At 68.4% G+C, this 18356-nt stretch carries 19 protein-coding genes; 5 read left to right on the top strand and 14 right to left on the bottom strand.

The features are described 5' to 3' along the window. From QNJ67_10875 to zapE, 7 genes are all read right to left on the bottom strand, one after another. Nucleotides 1-200: dihydrolipoamide succinyltransferase (locus tag QNJ67_10875; GenBank protein ID MDJ0609469.1), on the bottom strand; the 200-nt coding region annotated here is incomplete at its 3' end. Nucleotides 201-248: 48 nt separating this feature from the next. Beyond that, entirely contained in the window at nt 249-3173 is a 2925-nt protein-coding gene (locus tag QNJ67_10870; GenBank protein MDJ0609468.1) for a 2-oxoglutarate dehydrogenase E1 component, read from the bottom strand. Nucleotides 3174-3238: 65 nt separating this feature from the next. Continuing rightward, nucleotides 3239-4114, bottom strand: coding sequence for a succinate--CoA ligase subunit alpha (gene sucD, locus QNJ67_10865; protein MDJ0609467.1), 876 nt, complete (start codon nt 4112-4114; stop codon nt 3239-3241). Then, entirely contained in the window at nt 4114-5310 is a 1197-nt protein-coding gene (sucC, locus tag QNJ67_10860; protein MDJ0609466.1) for an ADP-forming succinate--CoA ligase subunit beta, read from the bottom strand. Before sucC ends, sucD begins: the two co-directional genes overlap by 1 nt. A gap of 240 nt (nt 5311-5550) precedes the next feature. Further along, a complete protein-coding gene (locus tag QNJ67_10855; GenBank protein MDJ0609465.1) occupies nt 5551-6087 on the bottom strand; it encodes a hypothetical protein in 537 nt (178 codons plus the stop codon). 82 nt (nt 6088-6169) lie between these two features. Further along, nucleotides 6170-7123, bottom strand: a complete 954-nt coding sequence (gene mdh / locus QNJ67_10850) for a malate dehydrogenase (GenBank protein ID MDJ0609464.1) — start codon at nt 7121-7123, stop codon at nt 6170-6172. A 158-nt stretch (nt 7124-7281) separates the two neighbouring features. After that, nucleotides 7282-8415, bottom strand: coding sequence for a cell division protein ZapE (gene zapE / locus QNJ67_10845; protein ID MDJ0609463.1), 1134 nt, complete (start codon nt 8413-8415; stop codon nt 7282-7284). Nucleotides 8416-8592: 177 nt separating this feature from the next. Here zapE and QNJ67_10840 point away from each other — a divergent pair, with 177 nt between their 5' ends. Continuing rightward, nucleotides 8593-8964 carry a hypothetical protein gene (locus QNJ67_10840; protein MDJ0609462.1) on the top strand — a complete coding sequence of 124 codons (372 nt, stop codon included), beginning with the start codon at nt 8593-8595 and terminating at the stop codon, nt 8962-8964. Here QNJ67_10840 and QNJ67_10835 read toward each other — a convergent pair. Both QNJ67_10835 and QNJ67_10830 read right to left on the bottom strand, forming a co-directional pair. Next, nucleotides 8961-9707, bottom strand: a complete 747-nt coding sequence (locus tag QNJ67_10835) for an SDR family oxidoreductase (protein MDJ0609461.1) — start codon at nt 9705-9707, stop codon at nt 8961-8963. The two genes, QNJ67_10840 and QNJ67_10835, sit on opposite strands and share 4 nt — an antisense overlap. Then, a complete protein-coding gene (locus tag QNJ67_10830; GenBank protein MDJ0609460.1) occupies nt 9704-10609 on the bottom strand; it encodes a DMT family transporter in 906 nt (301 codons plus the stop codon). Before QNJ67_10830 ends, QNJ67_10835 begins: the two co-directional genes overlap by 4 nt. A gap of 152 nt (nt 10610-10761) precedes the next feature. Between QNJ67_10830 and QNJ67_10825 the strand changes: the two genes are divergently transcribed. Next, the gene (locus tag QNJ67_10825; GenBank protein ID MDJ0609459.1) at nt 10762-11589 is read left to right on the top strand and encodes a hypothetical protein; all 828 of its coding nucleotides are present in this window, start codon (nt 10762-10764) and stop codon (nt 11587-11589) included. 13 nt (nt 11590-11602) lie between these two features. On the opposite strand, the gene QNJ67_10820 is transcribed toward QNJ67_10825, so the two are convergent. The 3 genes from QNJ67_10820 to QNJ67_10810 all read right to left on the bottom strand — a co-directional run bounded on the left by QNJ67_10820 (nt 11603) and on the right by QNJ67_10810 (nt 14775). Beyond that, entirely contained in the window at nt 11603-12931 is a 1329-nt protein-coding gene (locus QNJ67_10820; protein MDJ0609458.1) for a Gfo/Idh/MocA family oxidoreductase, read from the bottom strand. A gap of 222 nt (nt 12932-13153) precedes the next feature. Further along, on the bottom strand, nt 13154-13954 hold the full coding sequence (locus QNJ67_10815) for a phytanoyl-CoA dioxygenase family protein (GenBank protein ID MDJ0609457.1): 801 nt from the start codon (nt 13952-13954) through the stop codon (nt 13154-13156). After that, nucleotides 13951-14775 (bottom strand): phytanoyl-CoA dioxygenase family protein, encoded by an 825-nt coding sequence (locus QNJ67_10810; GenBank protein MDJ0609456.1) that lies wholly within the window; start codon nt 14773-14775, stop codon nt 13951-13953. Before QNJ67_10810 ends, QNJ67_10815 begins: the two co-directional genes overlap by 4 nt. 141 nt (nt 14776-14916) lie before the next feature. Here QNJ67_10810 and QNJ67_10805 point away from each other — a divergent pair, with 141 nt between their 5' ends. Continuing rightward, nucleotides 14917-15123 (top strand): DUF6494 family protein, encoded by a 207-nt coding sequence (locus tag QNJ67_10805; GenBank protein MDJ0609455.1) that lies wholly within the window; start codon nt 14917-14919, stop codon nt 15121-15123. Between the two features lie 7 nt (nt 15124-15130). On the opposite strand, the gene QNJ67_10800 is transcribed toward QNJ67_10805, so the two are convergent. Further along, on the bottom strand, nt 15131-16192 hold the full coding sequence (locus QNJ67_10800) for a glycerophosphodiester phosphodiesterase (protein ID MDJ0609454.1): 1062 nt from the start codon (nt 16190-16192) through the stop codon (nt 15131-15133). Between the two features lie 160 nt (nt 16193-16352). Here QNJ67_10800 and QNJ67_10795 point away from each other — a divergent pair, with 160 nt between their 5' ends. Further along, nucleotides 16353-17132: a DUF4239 domain-containing protein gene (locus QNJ67_10795; GenBank protein ID MDJ0609453.1), complete on the top strand. Its 780-nt coding sequence runs from the start codon at nt 16353-16355 to the stop codon at nt 17130-17132. A gap of 80 nt (nt 17133-17212) precedes the next feature. Next, on the top strand, nt 17213-17608 hold the full coding sequence (locus QNJ67_10790) for a cupin domain-containing protein (protein MDJ0609452.1): 396 nt from the start codon (nt 17213-17215) through the stop codon (nt 17606-17608). Here the strand turns inward: QNJ67_10790 and QNJ67_10785 are convergent. Next, a complete protein-coding gene (locus tag QNJ67_10785; protein MDJ0609451.1) occupies nt 17572-18336 on the bottom strand; it encodes a DUF1194 domain-containing protein in 765 nt (254 codons plus the stop codon). The two genes, QNJ67_10790 and QNJ67_10785, sit on opposite strands and share 37 nt — an antisense overlap. Nucleotides 18337-18356: the final 20 nt, after the last annotated feature.

Raw genomic sequence — 18356 nt, 5'->3', positions numbered from 1 at the left:
ACGTTGGCCCCGGTATCGGCCGCGACCTCGGCCAGCACGCCCGCCGCGGTGGCGTTGACCTCGAGCGTCACCTTGTCGGTCTCGAGCTCGACCAGGGGCTCGTCGAGCGACACCGCGTCACCGACCTTCTTGAGCCACTGAGCGACCGTCGCCTCGCTGACCGACTCACCCAGCGTGGGGACCACGATATCCGTTGCCATGCTGCTCTCGTCTCGCTCCGTCTTTCAGCTCTCGGTGGGCTCGCCGCGCTACTTCGCGCCGGCCCTGGACGCGGGCTTGCTGCCCGACTTCGCCGGCGCCTGCGCCGGCCCGCCCTCGGCGCCGTTCTTCCGGGCCGCGTGGGCCGCCTTGCGGGCCGCGATCCGCTTGACCGCCTTCTTGCCCAGGGTCAGCGCGTCCTCGATCAGGGCGGCCTGCTCGATCTGGTGCTTTCGGTTGGAGCCGGTCGCCGGCGAGGCTGCCGAGGGCCGCCCGGCGTAACGCGGCCGCGGGTTCTTGCAGCCGGCCTCCTCGGCGACCTCCTCGATGAAGGAGTTGGCGAAGGCCCAGGCGCCCATGTTGCGCGGCTCCTCCTGGCACCAGACCAGGTCGCAGTGCTTGTACTGCGCCAGCTCGGACACCAGGGCGTCGGCCGGGAAGGGATAGAGCTGTTCCAGGCGCAGGAAGTGAATGTCGGCGATGCCGCGCTTCTCGCGCTCCTCCAGGAGGTCGTAGTAGACCTTGCCGGTGCAGAGCACGACCTGCTTGGCGTCCTTCGGATCGGACGGCAGCTGGTCGCAGTGCAGCACCCGGTGGAAGGTGCTGCCCGGGCCGAAGAGCTCCATGGAGGAGACGCAGCGCTTGTGTCGCAGCAGGGACTTGGGCGTCATGATGACGAGCGGCTTGCGGAACTCGCGGTGCAGCTGCCGCCGCAGGACGTGGAAGTAGTTGGCCGGGGTCGAGCAGTTGACCACCTGAAGGTTGTCCTCGGCGCAGAGCTGGAGAAAGCGCTCGAGGCGGGCCGAGGAGTGCTCCGGCCCCTGGCCCTCGTAGCCGTGGGGCAGCAGCATGGTAAGCCCCGACATGCGCAGCCACTTGGATTCGCCGCTCGAGATGAACTGGTCGATGATGATCTGGGCGCCGTTCGAGAAGTCGCCGAACTGCGCCTCCCAGAGCACCAGGGCGCGCGGCTCGGCCAGGGAGTAGCCGTATTCGAAGCCGAGCACGGCCAGCTCGCTGAGCGGCGAGTCGATCACCTCGATCTTCGCCTGGTCCTCGCTGATGTGGTTCAGCATGACGTGGCGGTCTTCGGTCTCCTGATCGACCAGGCAGGCGTGGCGCTGGGAGAAGGTGCCGCGATTGCAGTCCTGCCCAGACAGGCGCACCGGATGGCCCTCGACCAAGAGGCTGCCGAAGGCCAGCGCCTCGGCGGTCGCCCAGTCGATGCCCTCGCCGGTCTCGATCATCTTCCGCTTGGCCTCGAGCTGGCGCAGGATCTTGCGGTTGGCGTTGAAGCCCATGGGCACGCGGACCAGCGCCTGGCCGACCTCGCGCAGGGTCTCCAGCGGCAGGGCGGTCTCGCCCCGGCGCGCGCCGAAGTCCCGCGTCCGGTCGAGACCGGACCAGACGCCTTCCAGCCAGTCGGCCTTGTTCGGCTTGTAGGCCCGCGCCGCCTCGAAGTCCTCTTCGAGCCTCGCCTCCATCTGGCCGGTCAGCTGCGTCGCTTCGTCCGCCGCCACCGAACCCTGGCTGATCAGGCGGTCGGCGTAGATCTTGCGCGCGGTCGGGTGCTTGGCAATCGCCTTGTACATCAGCGGCTGGGTGAAAGCCGGCTCGTCGCCCTCGTTATGACCGAAGCGCCGGTAGCAGAACATGTCGATCACGACGTCCTTGCGGAAGGTCTGGCGGAACTCGGTCGCGATCCGCGCGACGTGGACCACGGATTCCGGGTCGTCGCCGTTGACGTGGAAAATTGGCGCCTGGATGATCTTGGCGGTATCCGAGCAATAGGGCCCGGAGCGGGAGTTCACCGGGTTGGTGGTGAAGCCGATCTGGTTGTTGACGATGAAGTGGATCGTCCCGCCGATCGCGTAGCCCTTGAGCTCGGAGAGGTCGAGCGTCTCGGGCACCAGGCCCTGGCCCGAGAAGGCGGCGTCGCCGTGCATCAGGAGCGCCATGACCTGGGTCCGGTCGGTGTCCTTGAGCTGGGCCTGCTTGGCGCGGACCTTGCCGACCACCACGGGATTGACCGCCTCCAGGTGCGAGGGATTGGCGGTCAGCGAGAGGTGCACCACGTTGCCGTCGAACTCGCGGTCGGTCGAGGTGCCCAGGTGGTACTTGACGTCGCCCGAGCCGCCGATGTCCTCGGGGTGCGCGGCGCCGCCCTGGAACTCCGAGAAGATCGCCGTGAAGGGCTTGCCCATGAAGTTGGCGAGCACGTTCAGCCGGCCCCGGTGGGGCATGCCCAGCACGACCTCCTTCAGGCCGAGCTGACCGCCGCGCTTGAGGATCTGCTCCAGCGCGGGGATCATGGCCTCGCCGCCGTCCAGCCCGAAGCGCTTGGTGCCGGTGTACTTCTTGTTGAGGAACTGCTCGAAGATCTCGGCGGCGGTGAGGCGCTCCAGGATCGCCCGCTTGCCTGTCTCGGTGAAATCCGTCCGGTTGTGGATCGATTCGATGCGCTCCTGAATCCAGGCCTTCTGCGCCGGGTCCTGGATGTGCATGTACTCGACGCCGATCTTGCCGCAGTAGGTCTCGCGCACCGCCTTCATGATCTCGTGCAGGTTCGCGGTCTCCAGGCCGAGCACGTTGTTGATGAAGATCGGCCGGTCCATGTCGGCCTCGGTGAAGCCGTAGGTCTTGGGATCGAGCTCGGGGTGGGGCTCGTGGGGCTTCAGCCCGAGGGGATCCAGGTCGGCCTCGAGGTGGCCGCGCACCCGGTAGGCGCGGATCAGCATCAGCGCGCGGATCGAATCCAGCGTGGCGGTACGGATCTGCTCGGCGGTGGTCCCGTCGCCCACGGGCAGCGCGGCGGCGACCGCCGTGGCCCCGGCCCCGTTCATGGCGCCGAGAAGGGCCTTCGCCTCCTCGTCGAGATCGCCGAAAAGACGGCGCCACGGCTCGGCGACGGAATCGGGCGCTGTCAGGAACTCCCGATAGAGTTCCCCGACTTCCTGCGCAGTGGGATTCGACATTGGCTCACTCGGCCGAGCCGCGGCGGCCCAGCCGCCTCCTTACAGTGTTCCGTTCTGCTTCGGGCTCACGCGCCCATGGCCTTCAACATAGTGCTGCCGAGCGCCGCGGGCGAGTCCGCAACCGCGATCCCAGCGCCCTTCATGGCCTCGATCTTGTCCTCGGCGCCGCCCTTGCCGCCCGAGATGATCGCGCCGGCGTGGCCCATGCGGCGGCCCGGCGGGGCGGTGCGGCCGGCGATGAAGCCGACCAGGGGCTTCTTGGACTTGGACCGCCGGTAGAACTCGGCCGCCTCTTCCTCGGCGCTGCCGCCAATCTCGCCGATCATGATGATGCCCTCGGTCTCCTCGTCCGCGAGGAACAGCTCGAGGCAGTCGATGAAGTTGGTGCCGTTGACCGGGTCGCCGCCGATGCCGATGCAGCCGGTCTGGCCGAGGCCGGCCGCCGTGGTCTGGGCGACCGCCTCGTAAGTCAGCGTGCCCGAGCGCGACACCACGCCGATCTTGCCCCGGGCGTGGATGTGGCCCGGCATGATGCCGATCTTGCATTCTTCGGGCGTGATCACGCCGGGGCAGTTCGGCCCGACCAGGCGGGTCTTGGAGCCCTCCAGCGAGCGCTTGACCTTGACCATGTCGAGCACCGGAATGCCCTCGGTAATGCAGACCGCCAGGGCGACCTCCGCGTCGATCGCCTCCAGGATGGCGTCGGCCGCAAAGGGCGGCGGGACGTAGATCACCGAGGCGTCGGCGCCAGTCGCTTCCACCGCCTCGGCGACGGTATCGAAGACCGGCAGGTCGAGGTGGCTGGTGCCGCCCTTGCCCGGCGTCACGCCGCCGACCATGTTGGTGCCGTAGGCGATCGCCTGTTCCGAGTGGAAGGTGCCCTGGGACCCGGTGAAGCCCTGGCAGATGACCTTGGTGTTCTTGTCGACCAGGACCGCCATCACGCCGCCTCCTTCACCGCTTGGACCACCTTCTCCGCCGCGTCGGCCAGATCGTCAGCGGAGGTGATCGGAAGCCCCGACTCGGCCAGGATCTTCTTGCCGAGATCAACGTTGGTTCCTTCCAGGCGAACCACGAGGGGCACGTGGAGCGAGACCTCCTTGGCCGCCGCAACCACGCCCTCGGCGATCACGTCGCAGCGCATGATGCCGCCGAAGATGTTGACCAGGATGCCCTCGACGTTCTCGTCCGAGAGGATGATCTTGAACGCTGCGGTCACCCGCTCCTTGGTCGCGCCGCCGCCGACGTCGAGGAAGTTGGCCGGCTCGCCGCCGTAGAGCTTGATGATGTCCATGGTCGCCATGGCCAGGCCGGCGCCGTTGACCATGCAGCCGATGTTGCCGTCGAGCTTGATGTAGTTGAGCTCGTGGCGCGCCGCCTCGAGCTCCATCGGGTCTTCCTCGTCCTCGTCGCGCATGCCGGCCACGTCCTTGTGGCGGAACAGCGCGTTGTCGTCGAAGTTCATCTTGGCGTCGAGCGCGATCACCTCGCCGGCGCCGGTCACGACCAGAGGGTTGACCTCGACCAGCGAGGCGTCGAGCTGGTTGAAGGCCCGGTACATGGCGAGCAGGAACTTGACCGCCGACTTGATCTGGCCGCCCTCGAGACCGAGGCCGAACGCGATCTGGCGCGCGTGGTAGGGCATCATGCCCTGGGCCGGGTCGATCGCCACCTTGATGATCTTCTCCGGCGTCTTGGCCGCCACCTCCTCGATGTCCATGCCGCCCTCGGTCGAGGCCATGATCGTGATCCGGCTGGTCGCCCGGTCGATCAGCAGGCTGAGATAGAGCTCGCGGGCGATGTCGCAGCCTTCCTCGATGTAGAGCCGCTTGACCTCCTTGCCGGCGGCGCCGGTCTGCTTGGTCACCAGGACGTGACCCAGCATCTTGCGCGACTCTTCCTTGACCTCGTCGAGCGACTTGCAGATGCGCACGCCGCCCTTGCCGTCGGGATCGTCCTTGAAGCGGCCCGCGCCCCGCCCGCCGGCATGGATCTGCGACTTGACCACGCAGACCGCCGTGCCCAGCTCGCGCGCCGCGTTCTCCGCCTCCTCGGGCGTGAACGCGGGAATGCCGCGCGGCGTCGCGACGCCGAATTTCTGGAGCAGGCTCTTCGCCTGATACTCGTGAATGTTCATCGAAGTCGTTCCAACAGCAATGGACGAAAGTTGGCCGAAGCGTTCCCTGGTTCCGGACGACGGCGGCCGCGCGGGAATATGGCTCCCCCCGCGCGCACTCTAACACCCCCCGGGGAGGGTTCAACCGCCGGTCGGGAAATAGTCCGTAAGAGGCCTTCCGGCGGCATCATGGGCGCGGCAGCGGCTTGGCGAAGAGGAAAAGGCATCCGACCCCAGAATCGTTAGGATCAAATGAAGCGCCTAGGCCGAATCGGTGTTAACGGGGAGAGCGCGTTCGCGAAAGGCATTCAGCATGGCGACGATCTCCGGTAGGGGCGCGTCGTAGCCGTCGGTGATCATGCCCTTTCGCGGACTGTCCGGCTTCTGTCCCGGCCAATGGAAAGCAATGTTCGGCGGGAACTGCTTCGCCTCGAGATCAAACTCCGGGAGATCGCGCCAGAGCCACCGGCGCGTCTTGAACATCCTCGAATCGGTCAGGCCTTCCCGGTCGAGCCTGAGATAGACCCGTTGGAGCAAGCGCTGGTCGGTTATCGCAGCCACCGCCGTGAACAACAGGGTGAAGAGCACATATCCGGCGCCGCTCCAAAGGAGATAGTTGCCGTCGGAGGCCCAGAGCGAGGACCACGGCACGCCATGGTAGAAATGACGAACCGCGACTTGTCCCAACCAGATAAGGGAGCATGCGACCGCGCAATAGAGGAAACAAAATCGCCACCCGGTGGTCTTTCCGGGATCAGCACGAAAGGTGACGACCTCCGGCAAAGCCTGTTGGGCCATACCACTCCCGACGTCATCAAGTTGCAGACGATTATAGGGGTGGTAGCCCAAACTTGATAAAGGTCGGGTAAAGCCGAACCCCCTAGGCACCCAGCTTCTTGCAGGCCTCGACGAGGTCTTCCACCGCGGCGACCGACTTGTCGAGCATGCCTTGCTCGTCGCCGCTCAGCTTGAGTTCCACCACCCGCTCGATGCCGCCGGCGCCGATCACCGCCGGCACGCCGATGAACATTCCCTTCACGCCATACTGGCCGTCGAGGTGCGCGGCGCAGGGCAGCACCCGCTTCTTGTCCTTGAGGTAGGACTCGGCCATGGCGATCGCCGAGGCGGCCGGGGCGTAGAAGGCCGAGCCGGTCTTCAAGAGCCCGACGATCTCGGCGCCGCCGTTACGGGTCCGGTCGACGATGGCGTCGAGCCGGTCCTGGCTCATCCAGCCCATCTCAACAAGGTCGGGCAGCGGGATGCCGGCGACCGTCGAGTAGCGGGTCACCGGCACCATGGTGTCGCCGTGGCCGCCAAGCACGAAGGCCGTCACGTCCTCGACCGAGACGTTCATCTCCTCCGCGAGGAAGTGGCGGAAGCGCGCGGAGTCGAGCACGCCGGCCATGCCGACGATCTTGTGGGCTGGCACGCCCGAGGCGCGCTGCAGCACCCAGACCATGGCGTCGAGCGGGTTGGTGATGCAGATCACGAAGGCGTCGGGGCAGTTCTTCTTGATGCCCTCGCCGACCGCGCCCATCACCTTGGCGTTGATGTCGAGCAGGTCGTCGCGGCTCATGCCCGGCTTGCGCGGCACGCCGGCGGTGACGATGACGACGTCGGCGCCCGCGATCACGCTGTAATCGCTGCCGCCGGCCATCTTGGCGTCGAAGCCCTCCACCGGCGCGCTCTGGGCGATGTCCAGCGCCTTGCCGTCGGGAATGCCCTCGGCGATGTCGAACAGCGCGATGTCGCCCAGTTCCTTGAGGCCGGACAGCAGCGCGAGCGTGCCGCCGATCTGCCCAGCGCCGATCAGCGCGATCTTGTTGCGTGCCATAGCGTAGTTTCTCCGGAGCGAGTGTGACGAGCGGGGAGACGGCCCCGAATACCAGGTTGTGGTAACGCGTAATCTCCCGCTGGGCAAGACACGCGGCATGGCAGGCGCGTCACCGGGCGATGGATCGCCCGCGCAATTCGATGCGACCCGGATTGGCTCTAGGCCGCGCGGTGCTGCGCCTCGATGTAGTCCTTGGAGCGCATCTCCATCAGGCGGCTCACCGTGCGCTCGAACTCGAAGGCGCCGTCGCCGCTCGGGTAGAGCTTCTCCGGCGGCGCCTCGGCCGAAATGATCAGCTTCACCCGCTTCTCGTAGAGCGCGTCGATCAGGGTCATGAAGCGCCGCGCCTCGTTGCGCCGCGCCTCGTTCAAGGTGGGCACGCCGGAAAGCACCAGGGTGTGGTAGCGCTCGGCGATCGCCAGGTAGTCGCCGGCACCGAGCGGGTTCTCGCAGAGCTCGGCGAAAGTAAAGCGCGCCACGCCGCGCGCCGCCGTGGCGACCGGGATCGAGCGGCCCTTGAAGGCGATCTCGTCCGGCGCGGCTGCGGCGCCCTCGGTGAGGCGCCGGAACGCCTCGTCGAGCCCGGAATCGGCGCGCGGGCCCAACGGCGCGTAGTAGGTCGTGATATCGAGCATTCGCGCCTGGCGGTAGTCGCGCCCGTTGTCGAGGTGGAGGACGTCGAGGCGCCGCTTCAAGAGCGCGATGAAGGGCAGGAATCGCTCGCGCTGCAGGCCGCCGGTATAGAGGTCGTCGGGCGGCCAGTTCGAGGTCGAGACCATGACCACCCCCAGCTCGAACAGGGTCTCGAACAGCCGGCCGAGAATCATGGCGTCGGCGATGTTGACCACGTGGAACTCGTCGAAGCAGAGCAGCCAGGCCTCTGCTGCCAGTTCCTCCGCCAGCTCCGGCAGGGGATCGGCCTTCGATCCCTTGCTCTTGGCCCGCCACGCGTGAAGGCGGTCGTGCACCTCTTGCATGAAGGCGTGGAAGTGGACCCGCCGCTTGCGCTCGACCGGCGTGGTTTCGAAGAAGATGTCCATCAGCATGGACTTGCCGGTGCCGACGCCGCCGAAGATGTAGAGGCCCTGGGGCGCCTCGGCCTTGCGCCGGGCGAGGCCGAACCGTGCCTTCCAGCCGCCTCGGCCGGTGGCCGGATCGTAGCCGTTGAGCGCATGGGCCAGGCTCTGCAGCTTCTCGACCGCCAGCTCCTGGGCCGGGTCGGCCTTGAGCTCGCCGGCACGCCGGCGGGCGCGGTAGACGGGCAAGGGGCCTGGGGTCGCGGATTCGGTCATGGCTGCGTGGTCGCCGAGCGGAAACGGAGACTTCTCTCGCGGCCCGCGCCGGCCTGTCAACGGCTGGCGATGATCTCAGGCAAGGATCAAGGAACGCTGAAGGGCTCGGCCCAGCCGGTTAGGAGACGGTCAAGCGATCCCGTGCGAAGCTTGCAGTCTCAATGGGATGACGAAGCCATGCTCGAAGTGACACAGGAAGCGGTGCTTGCCTGCATCTTCGACAAGCACAACGAGACGCGGAAAATCTGGACGCCGACGACCCTGATCGACCGTATGGGGATCGCACGTCAGCGGAGTGCACGCAGCGATCGGAGACGGCTGGCGAGAAAGCGCGCGAAGACGGTCCTCCACGAACTCTGGCCGCAGGGACGGCTGCTGCGCAAGATAGAGCCGGATACCCGCGGCCCCGGACCGGAGATCGCCTATCTCCGGCCCGAGGATGCCCCCGGCAAGTTCCTCGTGCCCTGCCGCGAATGCCACGAGCCCTGCCCGTCGTTCGGCGAGCGGGATCTCCTCTGCGAGGCCTGCGGGGCGGCCAGAAGGCCTTAGCGCCCTCCGGCGACACGCAGGATCGCGCCGGTGGTGTAGGAGGCCGCGTCCGACAGCAGCCAGAGGATCGGCTCGGCGATCTCCTCGGGCTCGGCGGCGCGGCCGATCGGCACCTTGGGCGCCTCCTCCTCGATCCGCTTGGGCAGGCCCGAGTCGGCGTGGATCCGGGTCTTGACGAAACCGGGCGCGACGGCGTTGACCCGGATGCCCTCGCCGGCCACCTCCTTGGCGAGACCCAGGGTGAAGCTGTCGACCGCGCCCTTGGCCGCCGCGTACCAGACGTACTGGCCCGGGCTGCCGATCGTCGCCGCGCCCGAAGACAGGTTGACGATCGCCCCGCCCATTCCGCCGAGCCGGGTCGACATGCGCCGCACCGCCTCGCGGCAGGGCCAGATGACGCCGTAGACGTTGGTGTCGACGATGTGCCGGACACGCTCCGCCGGCACGTCGGCCAGGCGGTCGACCTGCCCGGCGACGCCCGCATTGTTGACCAGGGCGGTCACCGGCCCGAGCTCCCGGCCGGCGGTCTCGAAGAGGCGCGCCACCTCGTCCTCGCGGGAAACGTCGGCCTGGACCGGAATCGCGCGGCCGCCGTTCCCGGTGATGGACTGCACGACGGCTTGCGCCGCCTCTCCATCCGCACGGTAGTTGACGCAGACGGCGTAGCCCTGGGCAGCGCCCAAGCGCGCGGCAGCCGCGCCGATCCCGCGCCCGCCGCCGGTGACGATCAGGACCCTGCTCATTCCGCTGGCTCCGCTACAGGTGCGATCTTTCGCTTGGCCGGCGCCAGCACGAGGAAGTTGCCGAACAGCACCAGGGCGACGCCGGCGGCCGCGCCCGGGGTCCAGACGTAGCCCTCGAAGAGAGTCGAGAGGCCGAGCGCGATGATCGGGAAGAGCACCGTGGCGTAGGCCGCGCGCTCGGCGCCGATCCGCCCGAGCAGGGTGAGATAGGCGCCGAAGGCGATCAGCGAGCCGACCCCGACCAGGTAGAGCAGCGAGGCCGTGTAGGGCAGGCGCGGGTCGAAGGTGAAGACGCTGCCGGCGGCGAGCGCGAGAACCAGAAGCCAGGCCGTGCCGTAGAGCATGCTCCAGGCGGTGCCGGCGACGATCGGCAGGCCGCGGGCCTGGACCCGCGCCGAGACCATGTTGCCGAGCGAGAAGCAGAGGGCGCCGCCCAGCCCGAGCAGAAGCCCGAGCGTCTTGCCGTCGGACAACCCGAAGGCGGCGACCTCGGGCCAGAAGACCGTCGTGATGCCGGCGAAGCCGCAGAGCGCGCCGAGCAAGACCCGCGGGTTCAGGCCGCGCCCCAGGAAGATCCGGCCGTTGAAGATGTTGAGGATCGAGACCGTCGAGAAGAGCACCGCGAGCAGGCCGGTCGTGACGTGCTCTGCCGCCAGGTAGTAGGCGTAGAAGTTGGTCGAGAACATGCAGACGCCCATCGCCGCGAAGGCGAGATGGTCGCGCCGCGCGAAGCCCAGGCGCTCGCGGCGCCAGGCCGCCCAGAGGAAGACCAGCAGCGCCGCCAGGGCGAAGCGGTAGACCAGCGAGGCCTCGGGCGCCACCACGCCGAGCTGGAACTTGATCGCGAGCCAGGTCGTGCCCCAGGCGAGCACGACGACGAGATAGAGCAGAACATCGAACACGGGGAGGCCCGCCTGACGAAAAGGATCTCATCCACGCTACGCGCGGGACGGCCGGTGCAGCAAGCGCGACCTCTGCATCCCTGCCCTGCGCCGCCCTTATGCATTGCTTAAGTCGGCGAGCCTAGCTTGGGCCGCGGGCCCGGAGGCGCCTTATGAGCTCTGCCCACCACTTCGTCGATCTCGCGTTCCACGCCTTCTACGGCATCATGCGTCGCTTCAGGCGGCGCCGGCTGGCCCGTGAGAATCTGCGCTGGGAGCGGCCCGATCCGCTGGCCGGCGAACGCAGCCTTCAGGCGCTTGCCCGTGACTACTTCTTCTACGACCTGATCGCCGGCTTCCTTTGCTTTCTGCTGGCGCCGCCTCTGGTCTTACTCTGGCTGGGCCTGTTCCAGGCGATGGGGCTCTGGTTCACGCCCGATCCCGGCGCGAGCGAGCGCCTGCTCCGGCCGGGGGTCTGGGCCTGGGCGCTGCCGGCGCTGTTCGCCGGTCTTGCGTGCCTGGCGCCGCTGATGCACCTCCTGATGAAGCCGCTCCTGGCCGAGCGCTACGCGGAGTACATCTTCTACGCCAGGAAACTGGCGGGCTTCGACGTGGTCCTCGTGGTCAAGGCTTTGACCGCGCTGATCGCCGTCGCCGCCCTCTGCGGCGCACTGCTGTTCAGCTCCACCTTCACCGCCTTCCTCGACGACCGCATCGTGATCAAGCCGGTCCTGGCGGAACCGCGCAGCTACGGCTACGGAGAGATCGTCACGATCCGCAGCGTTCCCGCCGGAGACCAGAGTCATCGGAAGCCGAGCGAACGGCGGCCCGGCCACTACGAGATCCTGTTCCGCGACGCCACCCTGTGGCGCAGCACGGAGGGCCTGCGCGACTCACTGCCGGCCTGCGACTACCACGCGCTCGCCTGGGCGGCCGCGCGCGCCGGCAAGAGGATCACCGGGCCCGACATCCGGTTGGGCGAGCACGCGCGCTGCGACTAAGTCCCGTCCGGCGCTACTCGGCGGCGCTGGCCATGTCGCCGGTGAATGCCGCCTCCATCTCGCGGCGGACCCGCAGGGTCTGGTCAGACTCGTCGAGCGCCACGTCGGCCCAGGTAACCGCTTCGCCCTCGGCCACGTCGCGGACCAGCTCGACCCCGTGTGCGAGACCGATCGGCAGGGCGCCCTTGGCCAGGCTGTCGGCCGCCGGCATGAGACGGCCCCAGACCGTGTAGCCGCCCTCCCCGTCCAGGACCTCGCCGGCCTTGAGCGCGCGCTTGGCGACCGCCGCCACGTCGCCGCGGAATCCCGTGGCCGCGCCGGTCGACTCGCCGCGCAGGGCGGCGGAAAGCACCGAGATCCCGAGCTCGAGGCCGATCAGGTGATAGGGCTTGTACATGGCGGCGGTGCGGCCGCTCGGGTCGACCGCCAGGCCGTACTCGCCGAAGCAGCGGGCGGTGTAGTCCGACGGTGCTTCGAAGACGACGTAGACGCCCCAGCGCAGGTCGCGCTCGACCGGGGAGCCGTCGCGCTGCACCGAGGAGATCACCTCGACCTGGCCCTTGTGGACCAGCGTGCCGCCCTCGCTTGCGGGCCTAAGGACGGTCGCCAGCTCCTCGGTGCCACAGGGTGGGAAGACCAGGCCGCCGGGCGCTGGGGTGAGGCCGGTGGCGTTGGCGACGGCCGCCATCTCGATTCCCGACTTGGTGCCATCCACGAAGGAGTTGAACATCTGCGGGTTCATGCCGCCGGCCGCCGCGGCCTCCGGCGTGATGCCGAAGTGGGTCCAGACCGTGTCCGGCGTCGAGGCGTGGAAGGCCGGCAGGTACTTGGTGCCCTTGCCGGCCGCGACCACGGGCAAGCCGGCGGCCCGGGCCCAGTCGACCAGCTCGCAGATCATCGCCGGCTGGTCTCCGTAGGCGAGCGAGTAGACAAGGCCGGCCCGGCGCGCCTCGCGGGCCAGCAGCGGCCCGGCCAGGACATCGGCCTCGACGTTGACCATCACGATGTGCTTGCCCTCGCGGCAGGCGGCGCGGGCGTGGGCGATCCCGGCGGCGGGATTGCCTGTCGCCTCGATCACCACCTCGACTTCGGGCGCGGCGATCAGCGCGTCGGAATCCTCGCTCAGCGTGACCTCGGCAGCCTCGTCCGAGGACCAGCCGGTCGCCACCAGCGCGGCCCGCGACCGCTCGACGCTGAGATCGGCGATCCAGGTCACCTGAAGCCCTGGCGTCGCCCGTGCCTGGGCCAGGAACATGGAGCCGAACTTGCCGGCCCCGATCAGGCCCGCCGTCACCGGCTTGCCGGCGGCCGCCCGCTCTTGCAGGAGGGCGTAGAGGTTCATGGTCGGTGCCTCCTCATGCCTGCGCTCGCTCAAACGATAATGCTTCGGCGCCCGCCCCGAAGAGCGATGCGACCCTCACCCTTCGACAGGCTCAGGATGAGGGAGGATAGATTGGGCGACAACTGCACGCACCAATACTTGTTTCACCACGCCGGCAACAATCACCCCTCACCCTGAGCCTGTCGAAGGGTGACGGTCCCGGCTAGCCACCATTTCAGCCGGCTACTCCGCCGCCTGGCCGGCGCGGGCGAGGGCCGCGAGGCAGTCGTCGGAGAGCGGCTCGATCGGCGTGAAGTCGCGGTGGGCGATCCACTCGGCGCGCTTGAACCGGCGGATGTGGTTCTCGACGTGGCAGAGGCTCAGATAGACGATGGTGCGGCTCCAGGGGCTGATGTTGGGCGGCGAGGCGTGCACCAGGTTGCAGTGGAACAGCAGCACCGAGCCCGCCGGCCCCTTGGGCGCGACCATGCCGCCGCGCTCGGCTAACTCCGTGATCTTCGCCTTGTCCAGGGTCCAGAGCGGGTAGGAGGTTGTCGCCAGGTCGTGCCCCGCCTCGTAGACGCCTTCGCGGTGGCTCTTGGGGATGAACATCAGCGGGCCGTTGAACTCGGTCACCTCGTCGAGGAAGAGCGCGATGTTCATGGCCCTGGGCTCGGGCATGAGATCGTCGCGCGCCCAGGTGCCGTAGTCCTGATGCCATTGCCAGACGTCGCCGTCGAAGGCCGCCTTGCCGTTGATCTTGAACTGGTGGATGTAGACCGGCCCGCCCAAGAGCTGCTGGACCGGCTCGATCAGCCGCGGATGGCCGCCCAGGCGGCCGAAGGCCTCGTTGTAGTGGTGGGCGGCGAAGGCGGTGCGCACGGCCTTGCCGTCCTTCTCGCGCCAGACCTCCTCGCGCTCGTCGGCGAAGATGCGCGGCACCTCGCGGTTGAGCACGGCGACCTCCTCGGCGTCGAAGACGTCCGGCAGGAAGAGATACCCCTCCTCCTCGAAGCGGGCGATCTGCTCTTCGGTCAGTTTCATGCGCTTTCTCTCCCGATGGCGTCGCCATCCCGTTCCGCCGCCAGAGCCAGCAGGCAGTCCTCGGCCAGCGCCTCGATCGGCGTGAAGTCCCGTCCCGCGTGGTGCCAGGCGCGACCGCCGCCGACGCAGGCGTTGGAGACCGCGTTGTAGATAGCGTAGATCACCGCCCGGCGCAGCGGCGTGATGTTGTTGGCCGAGCCGTGCACGATGTTGCAGTGGAGGAAGGCGACCGAGCCGGGCGGGCCGGTTAGGGCCTTCAGCCCCCGCGCCTCGACCATGGCCTTGAGCGTCGGCGGATCGATCTCCAGCAGGGTATAGCCCTCGTCGGCGCGGTCGAGCGTCACCTCGTCGACCAGGCCGTGGCTCTGTGAGCCGGGCACCACAAGCAGCGGGGCGTTGGCGGCGCTCGCCTCGTCGAGGAAGACCGCGGTGACCAGGGCGCGGGGCTCGGGCATGGCGTCGGAGTGGTGCCAGCTGGCGAAGTCCTGGTGCCAGCTCCAGGTCTCGCCGGCGAAATCCAGCTTGGGGTTGAGCCGCATCTGGTGGATGTAGATCCCGTCCCGGAGGAGCTGTTCGGCCGGGCCGACCAGCTTGGGGTGGCGGCTCAGGCGCCGATAGGCCTCGGAGAACGCGTGGCTGCCGTACATCACCCGCACCGCCTCGTCCCCGTCTGCCTCGCGCACCACCTCGGGGCCCGTCCGCGCCAGCAGGCCCGGCAGGTCGCCCAGCAAGGGCGATATCTCCGCGCCCGAGAGCAGCGCGGGGAAGAAGAGATAGCCCTCGGCTTCGAAGCGCGCGATCTCGGCGTCGCTCAGGCGCATGGCGGCGGCCTCCCGGTTGGCTGCGCATTCTAGTCCCCGCCATCCCTTCGGGGAAGGGCCGGGACACGCCGCCCTAGCGCCGCGCCCGCGCTTCTTCTATCACTGGCGCAAGCCTGTGAAACAAAACGGAAGGGGCGGGACATGAACGAGGACGTGTTCAACATGGAGCTGCGCAAGTTCCTGAAAAAGGTCGGGGTGACCTCGCAGCGGGAGATCGAGGGCGCGGTCCGCGCCGCGCTCGACTCGGGCAAGCTGAGCGGCACGGAGACCCTCAAGGCCAAGGTCCGGCTGACCGTCGAGGGGCTCGACCTGGGCCAAGACATCGAGGGCGAGATCGCGCTGAGTTGATTGGTCTCTAGTCCGGGGCAGACGCCGCGGCATAGGCCGGCGGCAACGCCAAGCCCTTGCCGGCCATGACCGCGCGCAGTCGGTCGGGATAGTCGGTGATGATGCCGTCGACGCCGAGATCGATCAGCGATGCCATGTCGGCCGGGCGGTTGACCGTCCAGGGGACGACCCGGAGGCCGAGGTTCCTGGCCTCGCGCAGGTCGGGCGCTCGGAGATCGCGGTAGTAGGGCGACCAGACCGCGCCGCCCGCCGCCTTGATCATCTCCGCGATCGAGCCTTCGAAGGCGTCGATGTCGAAGCCGGCGGTCCAGGGCGAGACGCCGTCCCGACCGCGCCCGAGGTTGTCGAGCCAGTCCCGCTCCGCCGTGAGGTAGACGGTGACGATGTCCGGGTCGAGCGCCTGCACCGCCTGCAGGCTGCGCCAGTCGAAGGACTGGATCGTGGCGCGCTCCGCCGTGCCGGTCTCCCGAAGCAGCGCGACCATGATCTCGGCCATAGTCTCGGGGTCGGGCGACTCCTCCGGCGCCAGGGGCGAGATCTTGGTCTCGATGTTGTAGCGGACCGCGCCGCCCGAGAGCGCCTCGGCGCGCCGCAGCACGGCCTCCAGCGTGGGCATGGCGACGCCGTCGAGGCCCCGCTGCTCGGCAAAGCGGCCGGCCGCCTCGCTCTCCGGGTCGACCCGGCCGAGATCGAAGGCCTGCAGCTCGGCCAATGTCAGATCGGTCAGCGCCGGCGGCGCGCCCTCGAACCAGCTTCCGTCGGGATTGCGCGTGCGAACCGGGTCGATCCGGCGGTCGTGATGGACCACCAGCACGCCGTCGCGGCTCACGCCGACGTCCATCTCCAGCGTGGTGACGCCGAGCGCCAGCGCGGCCTCGAAGCCGGGCAGGCTGTTCTCCGGCATGAGGCCGCGCGCGCCACGATGGCCCTGCAGGTCGAAGGCGGGCCAGGCCGACACCGCCGTAACGGGAGGGCCTTCGTAGCGGAGAGAGGACAGCACCGCCGCGCCCAGGAGCAGGAGAAAGACGACGAGCGAGGCGATCGAGGCGGTGGACAGACGCCGTGCCAAGACGAAACAACCTCCCGGATCATGCTGGGCCGAGCGCCCGAGCGCTGGTTGCCGTTCTTATGGGGTGGACGGCTCGGCGGCAACCCGTTGACCTGAATCATTGTCGAGACCCGCTGGACGGCGTGCAATCCGCGAGGCATGGACGCGCAACCGGGGCCCGATGACCGAGTACCTGCTTTCGCTGCCTGATGTGATCGGCGCCGCCGTCGCGATGGCAATCACGACGTTTGTCGGCCTTGTGGTCTATTTCGCCGCGCACAAGCTGATCTCGAAACACCAACGCGAAGACCTGAAGGACCCGACCAGCAGCCTGTTCCGCTTGGTCGGCGTGCTGGTCAGCCTCATGCTCTCTCTGGCGTTCGCGGACGTGATCATCCAGTTCAGGGCAATCCAGAATGCCCTGGGGCGTGAGGCAGTGGCGATCTCGGACACCTTCTACGACCTGCAGTCCTATGACGCGGAAAGCACCCGGGAGCTGCGGGTCCTTCTGATCCGCTATGCGGAGTCGGTGGTCGAAGACGACTGGCCGGCCCTGGCGGATGACCGCCTCAGCGACCGAACCAGGGCCTTGAAAAGAGATCTCGTGAACCGGGTCATGAGGATGAACCCGGCGACCCCTGAGCAGGAGAAGCTGTGGTCGCTGATCGTCGCCGACGTGGACGCGATGTCCGACCACCGCCTGAACCGCTTGGACAACGCCTTGGCCGAACCGCCGATCTTCGTCTACGTGGTCATGTTCGGATTTCTCGTGACGATGGCCTGCTTCGGGGCCTACCGGCCGCAGGGCCCGCTCGTCGTCCTGGTTTCGCTCTACACCGCCTTCATCGGCTTCGTTCTCTATCTCGTCCTGGCCCTGAGCGACCCCTATCAGGGCGCCTTCAGCGTCGAACCGACCGTGCTCGAGCGCCTGATCGCCGACCTCGAGGCCGAGGGCGCCTAAGCCAGCTGGGCGGCTGGCGCGGCTTGTCGCCGTTCGGGCGGTCTGATACCCGTGGGTTCTCAGATCAGAGGGAGGACGCGGTGGTCAAGGCCGTCGACATCAAAGCCACGATCGCGCCGCTGCCGGTCTTGCGCGGACGCGGCCCCGAGACGAGCGAGGCCGAGGCCGGCGCCGCCTTCGCGACGCTGGCCGAGTACGAGGCCGGCGGCGTCTTCGCCGGCAGCTTCGACGGCAGCAGTCCCTGGGAGCGCCATCCGAACGGCGACGAGCTGGTCCAGATCCTGGGCGGCGCCGCGCGGGTAACGGTGCTGACCGACGAGGGGCCCCAGGTGCTCGACATGCGGGCCGGGATGCTGACCGTCGTGCCGCGCAACTGCTGGCACCGCTTCGAGGCGCCGGGCGGCGTGACCGTCATGACCATGACGCCGCAGCCGACCTTTCATTCCGACGCGGAGGACCCGCGCGGCGAGGAATAGGCGAGCGCCTCGCGGCCGTCGTTTTCCCCTTCGCTGATCACCGGGGTGATCTCGCGCAGCAGCTTGCGCCGGAAGGCGCGGGCGAAGTCCTCGTAGCCGTCGGCGACCTCGGCGAAGGCCCCCGGGCCGGAGATCACTTCCTCGCGGTAGTAGCGGTCCAGCTCGGCCGACTTGGCGCTGCTCTGGGTCATGATCGGCAGACCGTTGATGACGACGCCCTGGTGCTTCGCCTGCGCGCGGAAGACCAGCGGCGAGCGCCCCCTGTTGTTGCGGCCGTCGCCCGAGACGTCGATCTTCTTCTGGCGGCCCTCGAAAGCGTTGCCCGCGATCTGCCGCAGGCCGAACTCGACCGCCCGGCCGATCGCCGTGAAGCCGCGCAGCGGGTCGCGTTCCGCCTGCGCCACCTTCGCCGCGAAGGCCTCGACGCTGCCCGGGTCCTTCATCAGGTGCCAGGGGATCATGTAGCCTTCGTCGATCTCGGAGTTCCACTGGAACAGCGCGACGGCGACGCCGTCGAGCTGGCCGATGCGGTCGACCACCTCGGGATCCCGCAGCGCCCCGGCGATCCCTTCCATGACCAGCGCGAACTCGAAGCCGTCGACGCTCTGCGAGGTATCGACCGCCAGGACCAGCTCGATCGAGACCGGCGTCTCGGCCCGTGCGGAATGGGCGCCGACAAGCCCAAGAGCGAAAAGGCTCGCCAAGAGCAGCTTCGCGGATCTCGTCACCCGCAAGATAAGCTCCCTGG

Source organism: Kiloniellales bacterium (assembly GCA_030064845.1).
Taxonomy (GTDB): Bacteria; Pseudomonadota; Alphaproteobacteria; order Kiloniellales; family JAKSDN01; genus JASJEC01.
This window is presented reverse-complemented; position numbering and strand designations above follow the sequence as displayed.

Coding starts and splice junctions, on each gene's coding strand:
- sucD (MDJ0609467.1), bottom strand. CDS start 4,114: ATGGCGGTCCTGGTCGACAAGAACACCAAGGTCATCTGCCAGGGCTTC.
- zapE (MDJ0609463.1), bottom strand. CDS start 8,415: ATGACCGAATCCGCGACCCCAGGCCCCTTGCCCGTCTACCGCGCCCGC.
- mdh (MDJ0609464.1), bottom strand. CDS start 7,123: ATGGCACGCAACAAGATCGCGCTGATCGGCGCTGGGCAGATCGGCGGC.
- sucC (MDJ0609466.1), bottom strand. CDS start 5,310: ATGAACATTCACGAGTATCAGGCGAAGAGCCTGCTCCAGAAATTCGGC.
- QNJ67_10805 (MDJ0609455.1), top strand. CDS start 14,917: ATGAACGAGGACGTGTTCAACATGGAGCTGCGCAAGTTCCTGAAAAAG.
- QNJ67_10840 (MDJ0609462.1), top strand. CDS start 8,593: ATGCTCGAAGTGACACAGGAAGCGGTGCTTGCCTGCATCTTCGACAAG.
- QNJ67_10870 (MDJ0609468.1), bottom strand. CDS start 3,173: ATGTCGAATCCCACTGCGCAGGAAGTCGGGGAACTCTATCGGGAGTTC.
- QNJ67_10835 (MDJ0609461.1), bottom strand. CDS start 9,707: ATGAGCAGGGTCCTGATCGTCACCGGCGGCGGGCGCGGGATCGGCGCG.
- QNJ67_10810 (MDJ0609456.1), bottom strand. CDS start 14,775: ATGCGCCTGAGCGACGCCGAGATCGCGCGCTTCGAAGCCGAGGGCTAT.
- QNJ67_10815 (MDJ0609457.1), bottom strand. CDS start 13,954: ATGAAACTGACCGAAGAGCAGATCGCCCGCTTCGAGGAGGAGGGGTAT.
- QNJ67_10820 (MDJ0609458.1), bottom strand. CDS start 12,931: ATGAACCTCTACGCCCTCCTGCAAGAGCGGGCGGCCGCCGGCAAGCCG.
- QNJ67_10855 (MDJ0609465.1), bottom strand. CDS start 6,087: ATGGCCCAACAGGCTTTGCCGGAGGTCGTCACCTTTCGTGCTGATCCC.
- QNJ67_10795 (MDJ0609453.1), top strand. CDS start 16,353: ATGACCGAGTACCTGCTTTCGCTGCCTGATGTGATCGGCGCCGCCGTC.
- QNJ67_10825 (MDJ0609459.1), top strand. CDS start 10,762: ATGAGCTCTGCCCACCACTTCGTCGATCTCGCGTTCCACGCCTTCTAC.